Source organism: Micrococcus sp. KBS0714 (assembly GCF_002008305.4).
Classification (GTDB): domain Bacteria; phylum Actinomycetota; class Actinomycetes; order Actinomycetales; family Micrococcaceae; genus Micrococcus; species Micrococcus luteus.
Genome location: NZ_CP042169.1, coordinates 1,260,832 through 1,279,176, shown reverse-complemented (window position 1 = coordinate 1,279,176; position 18,345 = coordinate 1,260,832). Strand labels below are relative to the sequence as shown.

Sequence of the window (18,345 nt, the reverse complement as noted above, 5' to 3'; positions counted from 1 at the left end):
GGGTCACCCTAACGGCGCGTCCTGGGCGTGCGCTGTCAGGCGATTCGCCCGAACAGCCGGTCGACGGCGGCCGACGACGTGTCGAACGGGTCCTTCGTCACGATCGCGTGCAGCGGATGGTCGGTGAGCTTCAGGGTCGTCCAGTCGACGGCGTAGTCCAGGCCGCGCTCCCGGGCGCGGGCCACGAAGTCCGCGCGCACGCGGGCCCGGGTGGTGGGCGGGGCGGTCTCGACGGCGGACCGGGCGGCGTCCTCGGGCAGCAGGCGGGCGACGGCGCCGCGCCGGAGCAGCAGGCGGAACAGCCCCCGGTCGGGGTCGATGTCGTGGAAGGCCAGGTCCAGCTGGGCGAGGCGGGGCGCGTCCCAGCCCAGGTCGTGGCGCGCCCGGTAGTCCTCCAGCAGGCGCAGCTTGATCGCCCAGTCGATGCGGTCCTCGATGCGGGACCGGTCACCGGTGCGGACGGCGTCGAGCACCTCGCCCCACAGGGTGAGGACCTCCCCCACCCGGTCGTGGTGGGCGCCCTCCGCGGCGACGAAGGTGCGGGCCCGCTCGAGGTAGTGCTCCTGCAGCTCGAGCGCGGAGGCCTCCCCCTCCCGGAGCGCGATGCGGGCCGTGCCGGTGAGGTCGTGGGAGATCTGCCGCACCGCACGGGTGGGGTGGGCGACGACGCGGTCCCCGAGCGGGAAGCCCGCCTCGATCATCCGCAGCAGCAGGTCGGTGGCGCCGAAGCGCAGCAGGTGGGTGTGCTCGGAGAGGTTCGTGTCCCCCACGATCACGTGGAGGCGCCGGTACTCGGAGGCGTCCGCGTGCGGCTCGTCCCGCGTGTTGATGATCGGCCGGGACCGCGTGGTGGAGGAGGACACGCCGTCCTGCACGAAGTCGGCGCGCTGGGAGAACGCGAAGTGGGCCGGGCCCTCGCCCTCGGGCCACGTGCCGGCGGGCACGACGCGGCCCGCGCCCACGAGGATCTGCCGGGAGACGAGGAACGGGACGAGCGCCTCGGTGAGCCGCCGGTACTCGGTGCGCCGGCGCAGCAGGTAGTTCTCGTGGGAGCCGTAGGAACTGCCCGAGGAGTCGGCGTTGTTGCGGTAGAGGTGGATCCGGCCGCCGACCCCGTCCGTGGCCATGCGCTCCTCGGCCTGGACCACGAGGTCGTGCAGCAGCAGGTCCCCCGCCCCGTCCGAGGCGATGAGCTCGTCGAGCGTCGAGCACTCGGCGGTCGCGTACTCGGGGTGGGAGCCGACGTCGAGATAGAGCCGGGAGCCGTTGGCCACGAACACGTTCGAGGACCGCCCCCACTCGACGACGGGCCGGAAGAGGTAGCGGACGACCTCTTCGGGGCTGAGCGCGCGCCCCTCCGGGTTCCAGTGCTGGACGCCGTACTCCGTCTCCAGGCCGAAGATCCGGCGGGCGCGGTCCGCGTCGGTCACTGGCCGCCCTTCTGGACGAAGCCCTTGACGAACTCCTCGGCGTTGGACTCCAGCACCGAGTCGATCTCGTCCAGCAGGCTGTCCAGGCGCTGGTCCTGGGCCGCGGGCTTCACGTGCGCCTGGCCCGCCGCGGCGCCGGTCTCGTCGTCGCCGCCGGACGGGCGTGGGCGGATCTGCTCCTGGGACATGGTGGCCTCCTCGTGCGTCGACGCGGGTCGGTGTGCTCCGTCCGCGTCCACCCATCCTGCCCCACGCGCGGGCCACGTTTCAGCCCCACGCCCCCGGGTTGCCCCGCGCTGGCAGGATGGGGGCATGCGCCTGTGGACCCTTCACCCCCGCCACCTCGACCGTCAGGGCCTGACGGGCGCCTGGCGCGAGGCCCTGCTCGCGCAGGCCGTCCTGGCCGGCCGCACGCGCGGGTATCGGGACCACCCGCAGCTGCTGAGGTTCCGGGAGCACCCGGACCCGTCCGGCGCGATCGGTGCGTTCCTCTCCGGCCTCGAGGCCGAGGCCACGGCGCGCGGCTATCGCTTCGACCACTCCCGGATCGACCGGCCGTGCCCCGCCCCCGACGGCGCGGTGCGCATCCCGCCCGCCGGTCTCGCACCGATCCCGGCCACCACGGGCCAGCGCGACCTGGAGTGGCGTCACCTGTGCGCCAAGCTGGCCGCGCGCAGCCCCGCCTGGCTCGAACGGTGGTCGGACACGCCCGTCCCCGACGTGCACCCGCTGTTCACGATCGTCCCGGGGCCGGTCGCCTCCTGGGAGCGCGCCTGAGGGCGGGCCACGGTCGGGCCCGGTCTGGCACCGTGGGGGCATGATCCGCGACGAGAGCATCGAGAGCTATCTGGGGCGCCTCGCCTCCGGCGAGCCCACCCCCGGCGGCGGCGCGACGGGCGCGCTCGCGGTCGCCGAGGGCGCCGGACTGCTGGCCATGGCGGCCCGGTTCAGCGCGGCCGAGGAGGACGCCCGGGCATCGGAGGGCCTGATCGCGGCGTGCCTCGGCCTCGCCGACGGCGACGAGCGGGGCTTCGGCGCCGTGGCCGAGGCGTTCGGGCTGCCCCGCGACACCCTGGAGGACCGGGCCCGGCGCTCGGCCGCGATCCAGGCCGCCCTGGCCGAGGCCGTCCAGCCGCCCCGCGGGATCGTCGACGTCGCCGAGCGTGCGCTGGACCTGGCCGAGCGTGTGCTGGACGCGGCGAACCCGAACGTGCTCTCCGACGTCGGTGCGGCGCTCGGCTGCGTCCGGGGCGGCCTCACCGCCGCCGCGGTGACCCTCGAGACCAACCTGGGCCCCCTCCGCGACGAGGGCCTGGAGGGCATCGTGCGCACCGACGTCGACCGGGCGGACCGTCTCGTCGCGCGGGCGGACGCCCTGCTGGGCCGCGTGCGCGCGGCCGTCACGGGCTGAGCGCCCGCCCCCGCCTCAGGCCCGTGCGCCGAACAGCGGCGCCAGCGTGGCCACGAGCGCCTCGTCGTCGGGCCGGGGCGCGGCGGCGTCCTCCCACCAGCCGGGCAGGTCCACGGCGGCGCCGACCAGCGGCTCGGCCAGGTGCAGCCGGTGCACCCGCTCCCCCGCCCCGCGCAGCAGCAGCGTCTCCCACGCGGCGCCGGCCACGCGGTCACCGTGGCGGCCCACGAGGTTGCCGCGGGTCCACGCGCGGGTGGCCCGCGGCGGCGTGGCGACGGCGGCACGGATCTCCGCCTCATCGGCGAGCGTCCGGAGGGCGCCGGCGGCCACGAGGCGGCGGTGCAGGGAGCGGGCCGGGCGCAGGTCGGCGTACTGCAGGTCCACCATCGCGAGGCGGGGGTCGGTCCAGTCCGCGCCCGTGCGGGCCCGCAGGCCCTCGAGGACGCGCAGCTTGGCCGCCCAGTCGGCGCGGTCGCTCAGGGACAGCGGATCCGCGGTGGCGTCGTCGAGGTCGATGGCCCAGGCCTCCAGCACCTCGCGCGTCTGCGGATCCGTCACCCCGAAGGCGGCGCAGTGGGCGCGGGCCGCGTCCAGGTAGGACCGCAGGATCTGCAGCCCGGTCCAGTGCCGGCGCACGGGGCCGTCCGCGGTGCGTTCGAGCAGCGGCACCGTGGCCCGCAGACCCGGGTCGTGGCTGATCGTCTGCAACGCGGCCACCGGGTCGTCCAGGGTGAGCCGGGGCGCCGTCCCGGCCTCGGCCATCGCGAGGACGAGCGCGGTCATGCCCATCCGCAGCCACGTGGCGTGCTGGCTCAGCGTCGCGTCGCCGATGATCACGTGGAGCCGGCGGTAGGCCTCGGGACGGGCGTGCGGCTCGTCCCGCGTGTTGACGATCGGCCGGTGGATCGTGGTCTCCAGCCCCACGGGCTCCTCGAAGTAGTCGGCCCGCTGCGACAGCTGGAAGCCCGGCCGCTCCCCCGCCGGGCCGAGCCCCACGCGGCCCGCGCCCACGAGCACCTGCCGCGCCGCGAAGAACGGCAGCAGGACGGCGGTGAGCTCCTCGAAGTCGAGGGACCGGGCCACGAGGTAGTTCTCGTGCGCGCCGTAGGACTGGCCCTTGCCGTCCACGTTGTTCTTGTAGACCAGCACCTCCGGGGCGCCCTCGGCCTGGCCGATGTGCTCGGCCGCCGCCTGCGCGACCAGGTCCCCGGCGGCGTCCCACACCATGGCGTCCCGCGGGGTGGTCGTCTCCGGCGACGAGTACTCCGGGTGGGCGTGGTCCACGTACCAGCGCGCACCGTTGGCCAGCACGGTGGACAGGAGCAGGTGCACGGGCTCCCCGTCCGGGCCCACGAGCGCCTCGTCGGTCAGCTGCGAGGGGTGCGCCGCCGAACGCGGCAGCCGCCAGCCGCGGGCGTCCACGAGCGGCGACTCCCCCGTGTAGTCCCACTCCGTGCCGGCCACCGCCGAGCCGGACCGGGTGACCAGGTCCGCGTACGCGTTCACGAGCTCGACCGAGAGCACGCTGTGGTGCGCCCCCGGGTTGGCCGGCGCGTGGATGCCGAACTCGGTCTCCGTGCCCATCACGCGGTGCACGCCCCAGCCGGCGGCGTCCCTCCCGTTCGGGGGCACCGCCGCGCCGTGGAACAGCCGGCGCTGGCCCTCGAAGGCGGGGGTCGGGCCGACGTCGACGGCGGCGGCCCGGGCGAAGCCGTCCGCGGCCCCGCGGCCGAACGCGCTCATGCCTCGACCCCCCGGACCATGCGCAGCGAGCGCAGCCGAGGACCGCGCCAGCCGGAGGTGCGCGCCCACTCGGCAGGCGCGACCGTGGCCAGCAGGTCCGTCTGGTCCTCCAGCACCGCGGCCACGGCCTCGCGCAGGTGGCCCTCGCGGACGCCGAGCGCGGCCGGGGCCTGGCCGGCGGCCAGGTAGTCGCGCACCGCGTGCCGCTTGGCGCGGTCCACGACGTCGGCCACCACGGCGCCCGAGACGAGGTCGGCCAGGTGCAGGGCGTGGGTCGTGCCGGACACGTCCGTCAGCTCCGCCAGCGCGGTGTCCGCGCCGCGGTCGTAGAGGGCGGCGACCGTCCGGGCGATGAGCGTCGCGCGGGCCGCGTCCGCGGAGCCGGCCGCCGCGACGTCGTCGGCGTGCAGGGGCACGTCCGCGGTGAGGTGCTTGGCCATGATCTCCGCGGCGCCGGCGGCGTCGGGACGGTCCACCCGGATCTTCACGTCCAACCGGCCGGGGCGGAGCACGGCCGGGTCGATCATGTCCTCGCGGTTGGAGGCCCCGATGACGATCACGTTCTCGAGGGCCTCGACGCCGTCGATCTCGGTGAGCAGCTGCGGGACGATCGTGGTCTCCACGTCCGAGGAGACGCCGGAGCCGCGCGTGCGGAACAGCGACTCCATCTCGTCGAAGAAGATGACCACGGGGAAGCCGGCGTCGGCCTTCTCGCGGGCCCGGTCGAAGATGACGCGGATCTGCCGCTCGGTCTCGCCCACGTACTTGTTCAGCAGCTCGGGTCCCTTGACGTTGAGGAAGAACGAGCGCTCGCCGTCCGCGCTGCGGGCCGAGAGGGCGTTGGCCACGGCCTTGGCGAGCATGGTCTTGCCGGTGCCGGGCGGGCCGTACAGCATGATCCCCTTGGGGGCGCGCAGGCCGTGCTCGCGGTAGACCTCGGGGTGCAGGAACGGGATCTCGACGGCCTCGCGGATCCGGTCGATCTGCGGGCCGAGGCCGCCGATGTCCTCGAATGTGACGTCCGGGACCTCTTCCAGCAGCACCTCGTCCACCTCGGACAGCTCGACCCGCCGCAGCGCCCATTCGACGCGGGCGTCCACGGTGACGGCGTCCCCGTGGCGCAGGTCGACGCCCTCCAGCGCGGGCGCGCGCCGCACCACGCGCTCCTCGTCCGCCGTGCCGGCCAGGACGAGGCCGCCGTCGGGCAGCGCCTCCTTGACGCGCAGCAGCTGACCCGACCCCGTGCCCGGGGCGACGCCGACGATCGAGCTGGACTCGTCCAGCAGCACCTGGGCGCCGGGGGTGAGGCGGGCGGCGTCGAGCAGCGGGGAGACCGTCACGCGCAGCCGCCGGCCGTTCTGCACGACGTCCGCTCCCCCGCGCACCACGGCGCCGGTCTCCACGCCCTCCTCGGGCTCGCGCGGGGCGTGGACGGCCTCGAGGGTGGCGAAGGTGAACGGCGGATGCGTGACGGCGTCCAGGTTCTCCTTGAGCGTCGTGATCTCGGCGCGCGTGGCCTCGAGCAGCTCGACCATGCGCCGGTTGTTGCGGGCGGCCGTCTGCGTCTGGGCCTCGGCGGCCCGACGGCGTTCGCTCAGGCCGGCGGCGTGCCGCTGGGCGGACTGCAGCTGGTGCCGCAGCCGTTCGGCCTCGGCCTGGGATTGCCGCAGCAGCTCCCGTGCCTCGGCGAGGCGCTGCTCGGCGTGCTCCGTGCCTGATTGCGCGTGGTGGTCCACCGGTGCTCCGTCCACTCAGTCCTGCTCCCCGGTCGGGGTCCTCCCACCGTACGCGTCCACGCCCTGCTCGGCGGCGCGTGACCGCGCGGCCATGAGGCGGGCCTCCTTCGCCGCCTTGCGCGCCTTCTTGTCTGTGATCGGCCGTTCGCCGAGGGCCTCGGGCGTCCACCGGGCCTCGTCGGCCGGCTGCCAGGCCTCGACGTCCTCGGCTCTGAACTCGGAGACCTTGGAGCGCTTCTTCAGGCGCAGCGCCTCCTCGCCCGAGGCCAGGCGGCGGGCCGTGAGGAGGAAGCCGGTGTGCGCGACCATGCGGTGGTCGGGGCGCACGGCGAGCCCGTCCAGGTGCCAGCCGCGCACGAGGGTCTCGTTGGCCTCGACCTGCGTGAAGCGGCCCGAGTCCCGGATGGCCTCGGCCACGCGGGAGAGCTGGGTGGCGGTGGCCACGTAGTTCAGCCACACACCGCCGGGGGCCAGGACCTCGGCGACGGCGTCGAGGCACTCCCAGGGGGCCAGCATGTCCAGGACCACCCGGTCCACGGAGCCCGGCTCGTGGACCTTGGGCATCTCCTCCTGCGCGTCGCCGAGGTGCACCGACCAGGCGGGGTGCTCGGCGCCGAAGAAGGCCTCCACATTGGCCCGGGCGACGTCCGCGAACTCCGGGCGGCGCTCGTAGGAGTGCAGGCGCCCGTGGTCGCCCACGGCGCGCAGCAGGGACATGGACAGGGCGCCGGAGCCCACGCCGGCCTCGACCACGACGGCGCCCGGGAAGATGTCCGCCTGCTGCACGATCTGCGCCGCGTCCTTCGGGTAGACCACCGTGGCGCCGCGGGGCATGGACAGGACGAAGTCGTTCAGCAGGGGGCGCAGCACCTGGTACGGCTGGCCGGCCGAGTTCTCGACCACGACGCCCTCGAAGCCGCCGATCAGGTCGTCGTGCCGCAGCACGCCCTGGTAGCTGTGGAACTCCCCGCCGGGCAGCAGGGTGATCGTGTTGAGGCGGCCCTTCGCGTCCTTGATCTGCACGCGCTGGCCGGCCCGCAGGGGGCCGCGGCGCGCGCTCACGCCGGTGGGTTCGGTCATGGGGGGCTCCTTCGGTTCAGGGACGCCGCGTCGCGTCGACGGCGGCGAGGATCGTCTCGCGGGGCACCACGGAGCGCACGAGGCCGTGCGCGTCGGTCAGCACCCACACGGGGGTCTGGGGGTCGGCCAGGCGGGCGGCCAGGTCGGGACCGGCGGCGGGGACGTCGTCGCGGACGAGGACTGCCCCCGGGGCCAGCGCGACGGCGACCGCGGCCAGGGCGGTGGTCGTGCGGCGCTCCGGGGTGAGGCCCGCCGCGGCCGCGAGGTCCAGCACGCCGCGGGGCCGACCGGCCCCGTCCACGGCCACGACGGCGCGGCGGCCGTCGTCCGCCTGGGCCAGGGCCTCGGCGACGCTGAGGTGCTCGGGCAGGGCGACGGCGGGCGCCTCGACCTGTTCGAGCCGCAGGGTCTCCAGCCGGCGGCTCCAGCGCCCGTGGCGCACGGCGTCGTCCGCGCCCCGCCACAGGGTGAGGGCGACCCAGGCCGCCAGGACGACGACGAACAGGTCCGGCGCGCGGCCCGCGAGGATCGGGGGGCCGAGCACGGCCGCGAGGACGCCCACCGCGACGACGCGCCCGGCCCAGCCGGCCGCCTCGACGCCACGGGCCCGGGAGCCGGTGGCGGCCCAGACGGCGGACTCGACCATGCGGCCGCCGTCGAGCGGGGTGCCCGGCAGCGCGTTGAACGCGGCCAGGAGGAGGTTGGCCCACACCGTGACCTCGAGCAGCAGGGCGGGGACGGACGGGCCGGCCACGGCGCGGGCCGCCAGGTGGGCGAGGCCCGCGAGCACGAGGTTCGCGGCGGGGCCTGCCATCGCGGTGAGCACCGTGTCCAGCGGCCGGGCGGACGGGCTGCGGAACTGGGTGTGCCCGCCCCACAGGGTGAGCGCGATCTCCTCGGTGCGCTGGCCGAAGGCGCGGCCGGTGAGGGCGTGGGCGGCCTCGTGGACCAGGACGGAGAGCGCCAGGAGCACGGCGTACCCCAGGGCCACCCCGTAGGCGCCGCCGCCGAGCGAGGGCAGCGCGCGCTGGATCTGCGGGCCGAACGCGAGGGTGATGGCCGCTGCGATCAGGAGCCAGGACCAGGATAGACGCACCGGCGCGCCGGCGATCGTGCCCAGCCGGACGGAGGCGGGCCCGCTCATTCGGCCCCGTCCCCTCCGGGCCCGCGCGCGGCGGCGATCTGACGGACCGCGGCGAGGTCGGCCGGCGTGCGGCCGGCGAGCGTCGTCCACTCGACGGTCGCAAGCCCCGCCGGCAGCGGCAGCACGCTGGGCACGCCGACCGTGGGCAGGCCCGCGGCCATGGCCGCGCCGACGCCCACCGGGGAGTCCTCGACCGCCACACAGTCGGCGGCCGTCAGCCCCGGTGTCCGCTCGGCCAGCAGCTGCAGGCCCAGCCGGTACGCCTCCGGGTCGGGCTTGCCCCGGGAGACCATGTCCCCCGAGACGACGACGTCCAGCGTGCCCGCCGGCGCCCGCTCGGCCAGTGCGCGGGCCAGTGGGGCATGGGACATCGTCACGAGGGCGCCCGGCACGCCGGCCTCGGCGAGCGCGACGAGCAGCTCCCGGGCGCCCGGCCGCCACGGCACCCCGCTGACGACCCCCTGGACGACCTCGTGCATCGTCAGGTCGATGATCCGCTGCACGGGCAGGTCCAGCCCGGCCTCCTGCAGGCGGCGCGCTCCCTCGTCCAGGGGGCGTCCCACGAGGGAGGCGGCCAGGTCCTCCGACCAGGTGCCGCCGTGCTCGACCACCAGCCGGCGCTGGACGGCGTTCCACAGGGGCTCGGTGTCCACGAGGGTGCCGTCCATGTCCCACAGGACGGCGCGCGGCAGGCGGCGGGCACGGTCGTCCGGGGCGGGCGCGGGGTGGCGGGACATGGAGTGCATCCTATCGAGCGCCGCCGCCGGGGCGTGCCGGGCGGGTCGCGGGCCGTGACCCCGTCGTCGGGCCGTGTCTAGGCTGGCCGCCATGACCGACGCTACCTCCGAGGACCAGCCGGACGACGCCCTGGGCCCGCTGCGGACCCACCTGACGGCGACCGTGGACGCGCTCGAGGCCGGGCGGCGGGCCCCCACGGTCCTGCTGCTGGCCTTCGAGGGCTGGAACGACGCCGGGGAGGCCGCGACCGGGGCCCTGGGCGCGCTGCGGGAGCAGTGGGACGCGGCGGACGCGGGACGGGTGTGCGACGGCGAGTTCTACGACTACCAGGTCACCCGGCCCCTGGTCCGGCGCGACGCCGACGGGCTGGGCACGCTGGACTGGCCGGCCGTCACCCTGCACGAGGCGTTCCTGGACCGGGAGGGCCGGCCCGTCGCGGGCGAGGCCGCCCCGCCGGACGGGGTGCGCGTGCTCCTCGCCGTCGGCGTGGAGCCGAACGTGCGGTGGCGTGCGTTCCTCGAGGAGCTGTTCACCGCGGCCGACGCGCACGACGTGGACGCCGTCGTGACGCTGGGCGCGCTGCTGGCGGACGTGCCCCACACCCGGCCCCTGCGCGCCCGCCCGACCTCGCCGCTCGTGGACGTGCGGGTGGCCGTCGGCGCGGACCGTCCGGTCTACGAGGGGCCCACCGGGATCATCGGCGTCATCGCGGACGAGGCCGCGCGCCGCGGCCTGCCGAGCCTCTCACTGTGGGGGACGGTGCCCCACTACGTGGCCCAGGCGCCCTCCCCCAAGACGCTGCTCGGGCTGGTCGAGGCGGTCGAGGACCTGCTGCACGTGAGCGTCTCCACGCGCGGGCTGGAGGACGACGCGAGGGCCTGGCAGCGCGGCGTGGACGAGCTGGCCGCCGAGGACCCCGACGTCGCCGCCTACGTCCGGCAGCTCGAGGAGGCCCAGGACACCCAGCAGCTGCCGGAGGCCTCGGGCGAGTCGATCGCGCGGGAGTTCGAGCGCTACCTGCGCGGGCGCGGCGGACGCTGACGCCCGGCCGCGCCCGGCGGGGTCAGCGCAGGCGCAGACCCAGCAGCGCCGCCACGACGTCGACCACCGGCAGCGGGTCGGCGGCGGCCTCGGCCAGGCCCGGCAGGGTGCCGGCCGCCCATGCGTCGAGGGCCTCCAGCGCGCGGGGGGCGTCGAGGTCGTCCGAGAGCGCCGCGTGCACCGCGTCCAGCACGGCGACGCCGGCGGCGGCATGCGGTCCGTCCAGGGCGGCGCGCCAACGGGCCACCCGCGCCTGGGCGTCGGCCAGCACCTGCTCGGACCACTCCCAGTCCGACCGGTAGTGGTGCGCGAGGATCGCCGCGCGGACGGCCACCGGCTCGACGCCCCGCGCCCGCAGGCGGGAGACGAGTTCGAGGTTGCCGAGGGACTTGGACATCTTCTCGCCGTCCAGGGCCACCATGCCGGTGTGCGCGTAGGTGTGCGCGAGCGGCAGGCCGTCGACGGCGGTGGCGTGCGCGGCGGAGAACTCGTGGTGCGGGAACCGCAGGTCGGAGCCGCCGCCTTGCACCGTGAACGGCGCCGGCAGGTGGGCCCGGGAGATCACGGAGCACTCGATGTGCCAGCCGGGCCGGCCGGAGCCGAGCGACCGCCCGTCCCAGGCAGGCTCGCCCTCGCGGTGCACGCGCCACAGCAGCGGGTCCAGCGGGTCGCGCTTGCCGGGGCGGTCGGGATCGCCTCCCCGCTCCGGGAACACCGCGGCCATCTCGTCCAGGCCCATCGCGGAGACCTGTCCGAGGCGCCAGTCGGTCGCGGACTGGGCCGCGCGGACGTCGAAGTAGACGTCCCCGTCGGGCTCGCCGTCGCCGCCCGGCACGCGGTAGGCCCGGCCCGCCGCCAGCATCGTCTCGACGGCGTCCACCACCAGGCCCACCGCCTCGGTCGCGCCGACGTAGTGGTCCGGGGCGAGCACCTCGAGGGCGGCCATGTCCGCACGGAACAGGTCGGTCTGCTCCTCGGCGAGCGCGCGCCAGTCGACGCCGGTCGCCTCGGCCCGCTCGAGCAGGGGGTCGTCCACGTCGGTCACGTTCTGGACGTAGGCGACCTCGAGACCGGCCGCGCGCCAGTAGCGGTGCAGCAGGTCGAAGGCCACATAGGTGCTCGCGTGGCCGAGATGCGTCGCGTCGTACGGGGTGATCCCGCAGACGTACAGCGAGGCGCGCTGCGCGTCGTTGCCCGGATGCCGAGTCCGTCCCGTGGCGGTGTCGTGCAGCCGCAGCCGGTCGGGGCGGCTCGGCACGGCGGGCGGGGCGGGGGTGCTCCAGGACTTCACGGGACTCCTCAGATCGGGGTGGTTCGGCGGTGCCGGGCCGCCATGCCCGGCGGCGGGAGCGGGCTCAGGCGCTGATGACGCCCGCGCCCAGCAGGGCGAACAGGACGCCGCCCAGGAGGATGCGGTACCAGACGAACGGCAGGTACGAGTTGGTGCTGATGAAGCGCATGAGCCAGGCGATGACCGCGTAGGCCACCACGAAGGCGATCGCGGTCGCGACCAGCGTCTCCCCCATGCCGTACGGGCCCTGCGTGCCGGGATCGGTGAGCGAGGTGTACAGCTTGTACAGGCCGGAGGCGAACACGGCGGGCACCGCCAGCAGGAACGCGTAGCGGGTGGCGGCGGGCCGGGTGTAGCCCATGGCCAGGCCGGCCGCGATGGTGCCGCCGGAGCGCGAGACGCCCGGGATCAGCGCGAGGGCCTGGGCCAGGCCGTAGAGGACGCCGTCCCGCACGGTGAGCTTCTCGAGCGGCTTGGTCTGACGGCCGAGCCGGTCCGCCAGGGCGAGCAGGACGCCGAACACGATGAGCATGGTCGCCGTGATCCACAGCGACCGGAACTCCGTGTCGATCCAGTCCTCCAGCAGCAGGCCCAGGACCGCGATCGGGATCGAGCCCACGATGATCAGCCAGCCCATGCGCGCATCGGGGTCCGAGTGCGGGATCCGCCCCGTGACCGCGGCGCACCACCGGCCGATGATGCGGGTGATGTCGCGCCAGAAGTAGATGAGGACCGCCAGCTCCGTGCCGAGCTGCGTGATGGCCGTGAAGGCCGCCCCCGGGTCGGTCGCGGAGGGCAGGAACTCGCCCACGATGCGGATGTGGGCGGAGGAGGAGATGGGCAGGAACTCCGTGAGGCCCTGCACCAGGCCCAGGATGATGGCTTCGATCCACGTCACGGAGGGTCACTGTACGCGACGGCCCCGGGTGGGAACCCGGGGCCGTGCGGTCCGTCACGAGCAGGACGGTCAGTCGTCGTCGTCCTCGTCGTCGAAGAGGTCGAGCGGGGTGACCTCCTCGGTGTCCGCGTACAGGGCGTCCTCGTAGGCCTCGAAGGCGTCGGCCACGGCGAAGAACGCGGCTTCGACGGCGGGGTCGTCCTCGCCCCGCTTGTTCTGCGCGGCCACGAGGTGTTCGTTCAGGGCGGTGGTGAGGGCCTCGAGGGCCATGCGGGCGTCAGAGCTCATGGGTGAACGGTAACCCGGTGGCCGGTGGCGCGGCCAGGGGTGGGCCGTGCGGGACCGGCCGCCGGACCCGAGTCCGTCTGCCAGGATGGGCGGGTGCGTGAACAGCTGATGTCCTCGACCCTCGACGCGATCTCCCGCGGACAGAAGTGGGAGTACCTGGTGATGACGGTCGCCGCCCACGAGTCCCTCGCCGACGCCCGACGGCGCCTCGTGGAGCACGCGGAGTACGGCCAATGGGAGCTGCAGCGCTCCGTGCACTACCGCGACGGGGCGCGCCGCTATTGGATGCGCCGCCGGGTGATGCGCGTGGCCTCGACCCTGCAGACCCTCTGAGGCGCGGGCGCGACGACGCCGCCCCGGCCGTCGTCGCCGCCCGCGGCCCGGATCAGCGCGGCTCCAGCATCCGCTCGAGCACCCGGCAGCCGAACTCGAGCGCGTCCACGGGCACCCGCTCGTCGATGGCGTGGAACAGGGACGTGAAGGCCAGGTCGGCGGGCAGGCGCATGGGCGCGAAGCCGTAGCCGGTGATGCCCAGCCGGGAGAGGGACTTGTTGTCCGTGCCCCCGCCGAGCATGAACGGCAGCACCTGGGCCTCGGGGTCCTCCGCCTGCAGCGAGGCGATCATCAGCTCCACCAGGTCCCCGGAGAAGGGGGTCTCCAGGGCGACGTCCCGGTGCTCGGGTGCGATGGTCACCTCGGGGCCGGCGAGCTCGGCGATCGTGGCGAGGGCGGACTCCTCCTCCCCGGGGATCAGGCGGACGTCCACGGTGCCGGTGGCCGAGGACGGGATGACGTTGTGCTTGTAGCCGGCGGTCAGCCCCGTCGGGTTGGACGAGGTGCGCAGGGTGCCGGCCACCCAGGACCGGGCCTGCCCGAGCGCGTCGAGCTGCGGCGTCGGGTCCGCCTCGTCGAAGTCGACGCCCATGATCTCCGCCACCTGTTCGAGCAGCGCGCGCGTGGTCTTGGTGTACACGAGCGGCCACTCGTGCCCGCCGATGCGGGTCATGGCGCCGGCCAGCCGGGTGACCGCGTTGTCCGGGTGCGGGGCCGAGCCGTGCCCGGGGGCGCCCTCCGCGGTGAGGTTGAGCCAGGCGAGCCCCTTCTCCGCGGTCTGCACGAGGTAGGCGCGCGAGCCGTGCACCTCGGTGGAGAAGCCGCCCACCTCGGAGATCGCCTCGGTGCACCCGTCGAACACCTCGGGGTGGTGGTCCACGACCCAGCGTGCGCCGTAGACGCCGCCGGCCTCCTCGTCGGCGAAGAACGCGACCGTCAGGGGGCGCCGCGGCCGGCGGCCCGTGCGGGCCAGGTGCAGCAGCACCGCGAGCACCATGGCGTCCATGCCCTTCATGTCCACGGCGCCGCGCCCCCAGATCATGCCGTCCTTGAGCTCGGCGCCGAACGGGTCCACGCTCCACTCGTCCGCCTCGGCGGGGACCACGTCCGTGTGCCCGTGGATGACGAGCCCCGGCGCCTCCGGATCCCAGCCCGGCAGATGCCCGACGACGGAGACCCGGCCCGGCGCCGACTCGAAGAAGCGGGGGGTCATCCCCGCCTCGGCCATGAGCCGGGCGCAGTACTCCGCGGCCTCGGGCTCACCGACGGAGACGTTGCCCCCGCGGTTGGTCGTGTCGATCCGGATGAGGTCGCGGCAGATCTCCACGACGCGGTCCTCGGGGCGCGAGCGGGCGGGGTTCACGATGTTCTCGACCATGGTTTTGAGCCTAGCCCGAACCCGTGCTATCTTTCTCGAGTTGCCCGGAGCGGGACGGACCGGACAGGACCGGAACGCGGTGGGCGACGGAGCCTCTCCCAGGGTTCCACCGATGAGCGCGAGTGGCGGAATTGGTAGACGCGCAGCGTTGAGGTCGCTGTGTCCGCAAGGACGTGGGGGTTCAAGTCCCCCCTCGCGCACCGCTCGTCGAGCAGCAGGGCCCCGGTCGTCACGACCGGGGCCCTGCGTGTTCCCCGGACCGGCGTCCCCTCTAGAGTGGTGTCCGTGCGACGGCAGGCGCCGTCGGTGGAACCGCACGACGGCATGGAGGACCCGATGGCCCTGGAAGCCCCCGCACTGCTGCATCGGCTCGCGCGAGCCCACGGGGTGCAGCCCGAGTACGTCGGGCAGGACGGCTCGGCCCAGACCGTGCCGGACGAGGCCCTCGTGAAGGTGCTCGCCGCCCTCGGGGTGTCGGTCCGTCCGGACGGGGTCGCCGCCCTGGCCGAGGCGGTGGAGGAGGCGGAGACGGCCCCCTGGCGGGACGTGCTCCCGCCCACCGTGGCCGCCCGGTCCGGTCACCGCCTGTCCGTGCCGTGCCACGTGGCCGCGGGCGAGCCGGTCGTGGCCCGCGTGCGCACGGAGGACGGGCGGACCCTCGAGGTGAGCGTGAGCGAGCCGGTGTCCGAGGTCCGCCTCGTGGACGGCGTCGAACGCGAGCGCGTCCACGTTCAGATCCCCGCCGACCTCGCCCCGGGCTGGCACCGGCTGGAGGTGACCAGCGGCTCCGGCTCCACCGCCTCCGCGGTCCTGGTCTGCGCCCCGACCCGGCTGAGCACGGCGCGTCCCTTCCTCGAGCGCCGCGGCTGGGGCGCGGCCGCGCAGGGCTACTCGGTGACCTCCGCGGACTCGTGGGGCATCGGCGACGCGGCGGACATGGCGTCCCTGGCCGAGATCGTCGCCCGGCACGGTGCCGACTTCCTGCTGCTGCACCCCCTGCACGCGATCGAGCCCGGCCCCCATCCGGCGGACTCCCCCTACTCCCCCGTCTCCCGTCGGTTCCTCTCGGCGCTGGTCGTGCACGTGCCCTCGATCCCCGAGTTCGCCGACCTGCCCGCCGCGGAGCAGGCGGAGCTGCGGTCGGCCGGCGCCCGCGTCCAGGCGGAGCTGGAGCGCACCGGCCGGATCGATCGGGCCGCCGTCGCCGCCGTCCTGTGGCCCGCGCTGCGCCGCGTGCACGAGGTGCCCCGCTCCCCCGAGCGCGAGGCCGCCTACGCACGGTTCCGCGCCGAGGCCGGCCCGGGCCTGGACGACTTCGCCCTCTGGTCCGTCCTGCGGCTGGACGGCGACGGCACCGGACCCGATCTCGCCGACCCGGCCTGGGCGCCGGGCGGGGTCGAGGCGGAGCGGGTCCGCGTCGAACGCGCGACCGACGTCGACCTGCACCGCTGGGTGCAGTGGATCGCCGCCGAGCAGCTCGCCGGCGTGCAGGAGCGGGCCCGGGCGGCCGGCATGCGCATGGGCGTCATGGTGGACCTGGCAGTCGGGGCGACCCGCGAGACCGCGGACGCGTGGATGCTCGGGGACGTGCTGGTGCCGACCATGTCCGTCGGCGCGCCGCCCGAGCTGTTCAACCAGCTGGGCCAGGACTGGTCGCAGCACCCCTGGCATCCGCGCCGCCTGGCCGAGACCGGCTACGCCGCGTTCCGGGACATGCTGCGCACCGTGCTGCGCGGCGCGGGCGGCATCCGGATGGACCACGTCCTGGGGCTGTTCCGCCTGTGGTGGATCCCGGAGGGCGCCGGTGCCACCCAGGGCGCGTACGTCGAATACGACCACGAGGCGATGCTCGCCGTGCTCACGCTCGAGGCCGAGCGGGCCGGCGTCGTCGTGGTGGGCGAGGACCTCGGCACGTTCGAGCCGTGGGTGCAGCGCCGCCTGGCCGAGGCCGGCGTGCTCGGCACGTCGATCCTGTGGTTCGAACAGGAGGACGGCGAGCCCACCCCGCCGGAGCGCTACCGGCGGCTGGCCATGGCGGCGGTGAACACGCACGACCTGCCGCCCACGGCCGGTTACCTCGAGGGCGTCCAGGTGGACCTGCGCGAACGGCTGGGCCTCTACACCGTGGACGTCGCCCAGGAACGCCGCCGGTCGGCGGAGGAGGTGCGCGCGTTCCTCGCCGCCGCGGCCCGGCGCGGGCTGCTCGCCGAGGCGGACGTGGACGTCCCCGACGCCGGCCCCGAGGTGCGCGAACGCCAGATCGTGGCCCTGCACCGCCTGCTCGCGCAGGCGCCCTCGGCCCTGCACAGCGTGGCGCTCGTGGACGCCGTGGGCGAGCGGCGCATCCAGAACCAGCCCGGCACCCTCCAGGACCAGTACCCGAACTGGACTGTGCCGCTCGGCGACGGCGCCGGACGGATGGTCTCCGTCGAGGACCTGGCGGACTCGGCGTCGGCGGCCCGGCTGTTCGACGCCGTGGACGCCGAACTGCGGGCGTCCGTGCCGGTGGGGATCGGGGTCAGCCTGCACACCTCCCCCCTGGCCCAGCCCGGCCGCGGCGACGCCGGCGGCATGAACGTCTACGTGCGGCAGGCCGCCGTGGCCCTGGCCCGCCGGGGCGTGCGGATGATCCTGCTGACCCGGGCGGAGGAGCCGGTGGGAGCGGATGGCGCACGGGTCCGGATGCTGGACGCCGGCGGGCAGGCCCCGCCGGTCACGGTCGTGGACCTCGCCGCCGGGCCGTCCGCTCCCGTGCCCAAGGAGGAGCTGGCGGGACTCGGCGCCGAGTTCACCCGCGCGGCCCTGGACTGGCTCGCCTCGGACGCCGTGCCGGGCGGTCCCGTCCTCGGTGGCGCGGATGCCCCGCCCGTCGCGTTCGTGCACGGCCACTACTGGCTCTCCGGGTCCACCGCCGCGGCGCTGGCGCGGGCGGCGCACGCCCCGTACCTGCAGACCATGCACACCACGGCGGCGGCGAAGATGCTCGAGGACCCCGAGCTGCGCGAGCCGGCCGCGCGGATCGAGGCCGAGCGCGAGGTCGCCGAGCGGGCCGACCTGCTCGTGGTCAACTCCGCCGCCGAGGTCGCCGACCTGCGCGAGCTGCTGGACGTGCCCCGCGCCCGCACCCGGGTGCTGCCCCCCGGGGCCGACCTCGAGACGTTCACGCCGGAGGGCGCCGCGCAGTGGCCGGGCGCCCCGGAGGACGACGGGGCCCTGCGCGTCCTGTTCGCCGGCCGCGTGCAGCGGCACAAGGGCCCGCACCTGCTCGTGGCCGCCCTCGGGGTGCTGCGCGAGCGGGCCGGTGGCGCGGGCGCCGACCCGGGGGTGCGCCTGCACGTGAACGGGGCCGCTTCGGGGGACGACGAGCTGGACCTGGCGGGCCTGGCCGCGCGGGAGGGGGTCGCCGACCTGGTGACGTTCTCCGGGCCGGTGCCCGCGCCCGCCCTGGCCGCCCAGTTCCGGGCGGCGGACGTCGTGGCGATGCCGAGCGCGTCCGAGACCTACGGCCTGGTCGCCCTCGAGGCACAGGCCTGCGGCACGCCCGTGCTGGCGCACCGGGTCGGCGGACTGGTCTACGCGGTCCTCGACGGCGTGTCCGGCCGCCACGTGACGGCGGGCACCCCCGAGGCGTGGGCCGATGCCCTGGCCGAGATCCTGGCGGATCGTGACGCCTGGGCGGCACTGGGGACCGGCGCCGTGCGCCACGCCGCCGGTCACTCGTGGGAGGCCTACGCGGACGGGCTGCTCGAGGCCGTCACCGCCGTGCCGCGGCGGTCGCCCGGGCTGGACGCCTGAGCCGCCGCGCTCACCGGCCCGCCGGGACGGGTGGTCCCG

The 18,345-nt window shown here is 75.6% G+C and carries 16 protein-coding genes and 1 tRNA gene; 6 read left to right on the top strand and 11 right to left on the bottom strand.

Going from position 1 to position 18,345, the window contains the following annotated elements:
- Positions 1-35: 35 nt before the first annotated feature.
- Both pafA and B1A86_RS05880 read right to left on the bottom strand, forming a co-directional pair.
- Positions 36-1,430, bottom strand: coding sequence for a Pup--protein ligase (gene pafA, locus B1A86_RS05885; RefSeq protein WP_036336878.1), 1,395 nt, complete (start codon positions 1,428-1,430; stop codon positions 36-38).
- On the bottom strand, positions 1,427-1,618 hold the full coding sequence (locus B1A86_RS05880; protein ID WP_036336876.1) for a ubiquitin-like protein Pup: 192 nt from the start codon (positions 1,616-1,618) through the stop codon (positions 1,427-1,429). The genes pafA and B1A86_RS05880 overlap by 4 nt, the downstream gene beginning before the upstream one ends.
- A gap of 124 nt (positions 1,619-1,742) precedes the next feature.
- Between B1A86_RS05880 and B1A86_RS05875 the strand changes: the two genes are divergently transcribed.
- Together B1A86_RS05875 and B1A86_RS05870 are read left to right on the top strand one after the other, a co-directional pair.
- Positions 1,743-2,207, top strand: coding sequence for a pyrimidine dimer DNA glycosylase/endonuclease V (locus B1A86_RS05875; protein ID WP_036336875.1), 465 nt, complete (start codon positions 1,743-1,745; stop codon positions 2,205-2,207).
- A gap of 40 nt (positions 2,208-2,247) precedes the next feature.
- Complete coding sequence (locus B1A86_RS05870) at positions 2,248-2,841, top strand: cyclodeaminase/cyclohydrolase family protein (protein ID WP_036336873.1); 594 nt, start codon at positions 2,248-2,250, stop codon at positions 2,839-2,841.
- A gap of 15 nt (positions 2,842-2,856) precedes the next feature.
- Here B1A86_RS05870 and dop read toward each other — a convergent pair whose 3' ends face one another.
- The 5 genes from dop to B1A86_RS05845 are packed head-to-tail and all read right to left on the bottom strand — an operon-like array spanning position 2,857 to position 9,281.
- Complete coding sequence (gene dop / locus B1A86_RS05865) at positions 2,857-4,584, bottom strand: depupylase/deamidase Dop (RefSeq protein ID WP_036336871.1); 1,728 nt, start codon at positions 4,582-4,584, stop codon at positions 2,857-2,859.
- Positions 4,581-6,335 carry a proteasome ATPase gene (gene arc / locus B1A86_RS05860; protein WP_036336869.1) on the bottom strand — a complete coding sequence of 585 codons (1,755 nt, stop codon included), beginning with the start codon at positions 6,333-6,335 and terminating at the stop codon, positions 4,581-4,583. The genes dop and arc overlap by 4 nt, the downstream gene beginning before the upstream one ends.
- Positions 6,336-7,400, bottom strand: coding sequence for a tRNA (adenine-N1)-methyltransferase (locus B1A86_RS05855; RefSeq protein ID WP_020627227.1), 1,065 nt, complete (start codon positions 7,398-7,400; stop codon positions 6,336-6,338).
- 16 nt (positions 7,401-7,416) lie between these two features.
- Positions 7,417-8,544 carry a site-2 protease family protein gene (locus B1A86_RS05850; RefSeq protein ID WP_036336867.1) on the bottom strand — a complete coding sequence of 376 codons (1,128 nt, stop codon included), beginning with the start codon at positions 8,542-8,544 and terminating at the stop codon, positions 7,417-7,419.
- On the bottom strand, positions 8,541-9,281 hold the full coding sequence (locus B1A86_RS05845) for an HAD family phosphatase (RefSeq protein WP_052001033.1): 741 nt from the start codon (positions 9,279-9,281) through the stop codon (positions 8,541-8,543). Before B1A86_RS05845 ends, B1A86_RS05850 begins: the two co-directional genes overlap by 4 nt.
- 91 nt (positions 9,282-9,372) lie before the next feature.
- On the opposite strand from B1A86_RS05845, the gene B1A86_RS05840 reads away from it, so the two are divergent.
- Entirely contained in the window at positions 9,373-10,323 is a 951-nt protein-coding gene (locus B1A86_RS05840) for a proteasome assembly chaperone family protein (RefSeq protein WP_078025541.1), read from the top strand.
- 22 nt (positions 10,324-10,345) lie between these two features.
- On the opposite strand, the gene mshC is transcribed toward B1A86_RS05840, so the two are convergent.
- The 3 genes from mshC to B1A86_RS05825 all read right to left on the bottom strand — a co-directional run bounded on the left by mshC (position 10,346) and on the right by B1A86_RS05825 (position 12,800).
- Complete coding sequence (mshC, locus tag B1A86_RS05835) at positions 10,346-11,614, bottom strand: cysteine--1-D-myo-inosityl 2-amino-2-deoxy-alpha-D-glucopyranoside ligase (protein WP_036315180.1); 1,269 nt, start codon at positions 11,612-11,614, stop codon at positions 10,346-10,348.
- Between the two features lie 64 nt (positions 11,615-11,678).
- Positions 11,679-12,512 (bottom strand): undecaprenyl-diphosphate phosphatase, encoded by an 834-nt coding sequence (locus tag B1A86_RS05830; protein WP_036315183.1) that lies wholly within the window; start codon positions 12,510-12,512, stop codon positions 11,679-11,681.
- 69 nt (positions 12,513-12,581) lie between these two features.
- On the bottom strand, positions 12,582-12,800 hold the full coding sequence (locus B1A86_RS05825; protein WP_036315190.1) for a hypothetical protein: 219 nt from the start codon (positions 12,798-12,800) through the stop codon (positions 12,582-12,584).
- A gap of 93 nt (positions 12,801-12,893) precedes the next feature.
- Between B1A86_RS05825 and B1A86_RS05820 the strand changes: the two genes are divergently transcribed.
- Positions 12,894-13,133 (top strand): DUF5703 family protein, encoded by a 240-nt coding sequence (locus B1A86_RS05820; protein WP_036315193.1) that lies wholly within the window; start codon positions 12,894-12,896, stop codon positions 13,131-13,133.
- A gap of 52 nt (positions 13,134-13,185) precedes the next feature.
- On the opposite strand, the gene B1A86_RS05815 is transcribed toward B1A86_RS05820, so the two are convergent.
- Positions 13,186-14,511 (bottom strand): M20/M25/M40 family metallo-hydrolase, encoded by a 1,326-nt coding sequence (locus B1A86_RS05815; protein ID WP_036336862.1) that lies wholly within the window; start codon positions 14,509-14,511, stop codon positions 13,186-13,188.
- Between the two features lie 116 nt (positions 14,512-14,627).
- Between B1A86_RS05815 and B1A86_RS05810 the strand changes: the two genes are divergently transcribed.
- Together B1A86_RS05810 and malQ are read left to right on the top strand one after the other, a co-directional pair.
- Positions 14,628-14,711 (top strand) — tRNA-Leu (locus tag B1A86_RS05810).
- A gap of 85 nt (positions 14,712-14,796) precedes the next feature.
- Positions 14,797-18,306, top strand: a complete 3,510-nt coding sequence (gene malQ, locus B1A86_RS05805; RefSeq protein WP_069941303.1) for a 4-alpha-glucanotransferase — start codon at positions 14,797-14,799, stop codon at positions 18,304-18,306.
- Positions 18,307-18,345: the final 39 nt, after the last annotated feature.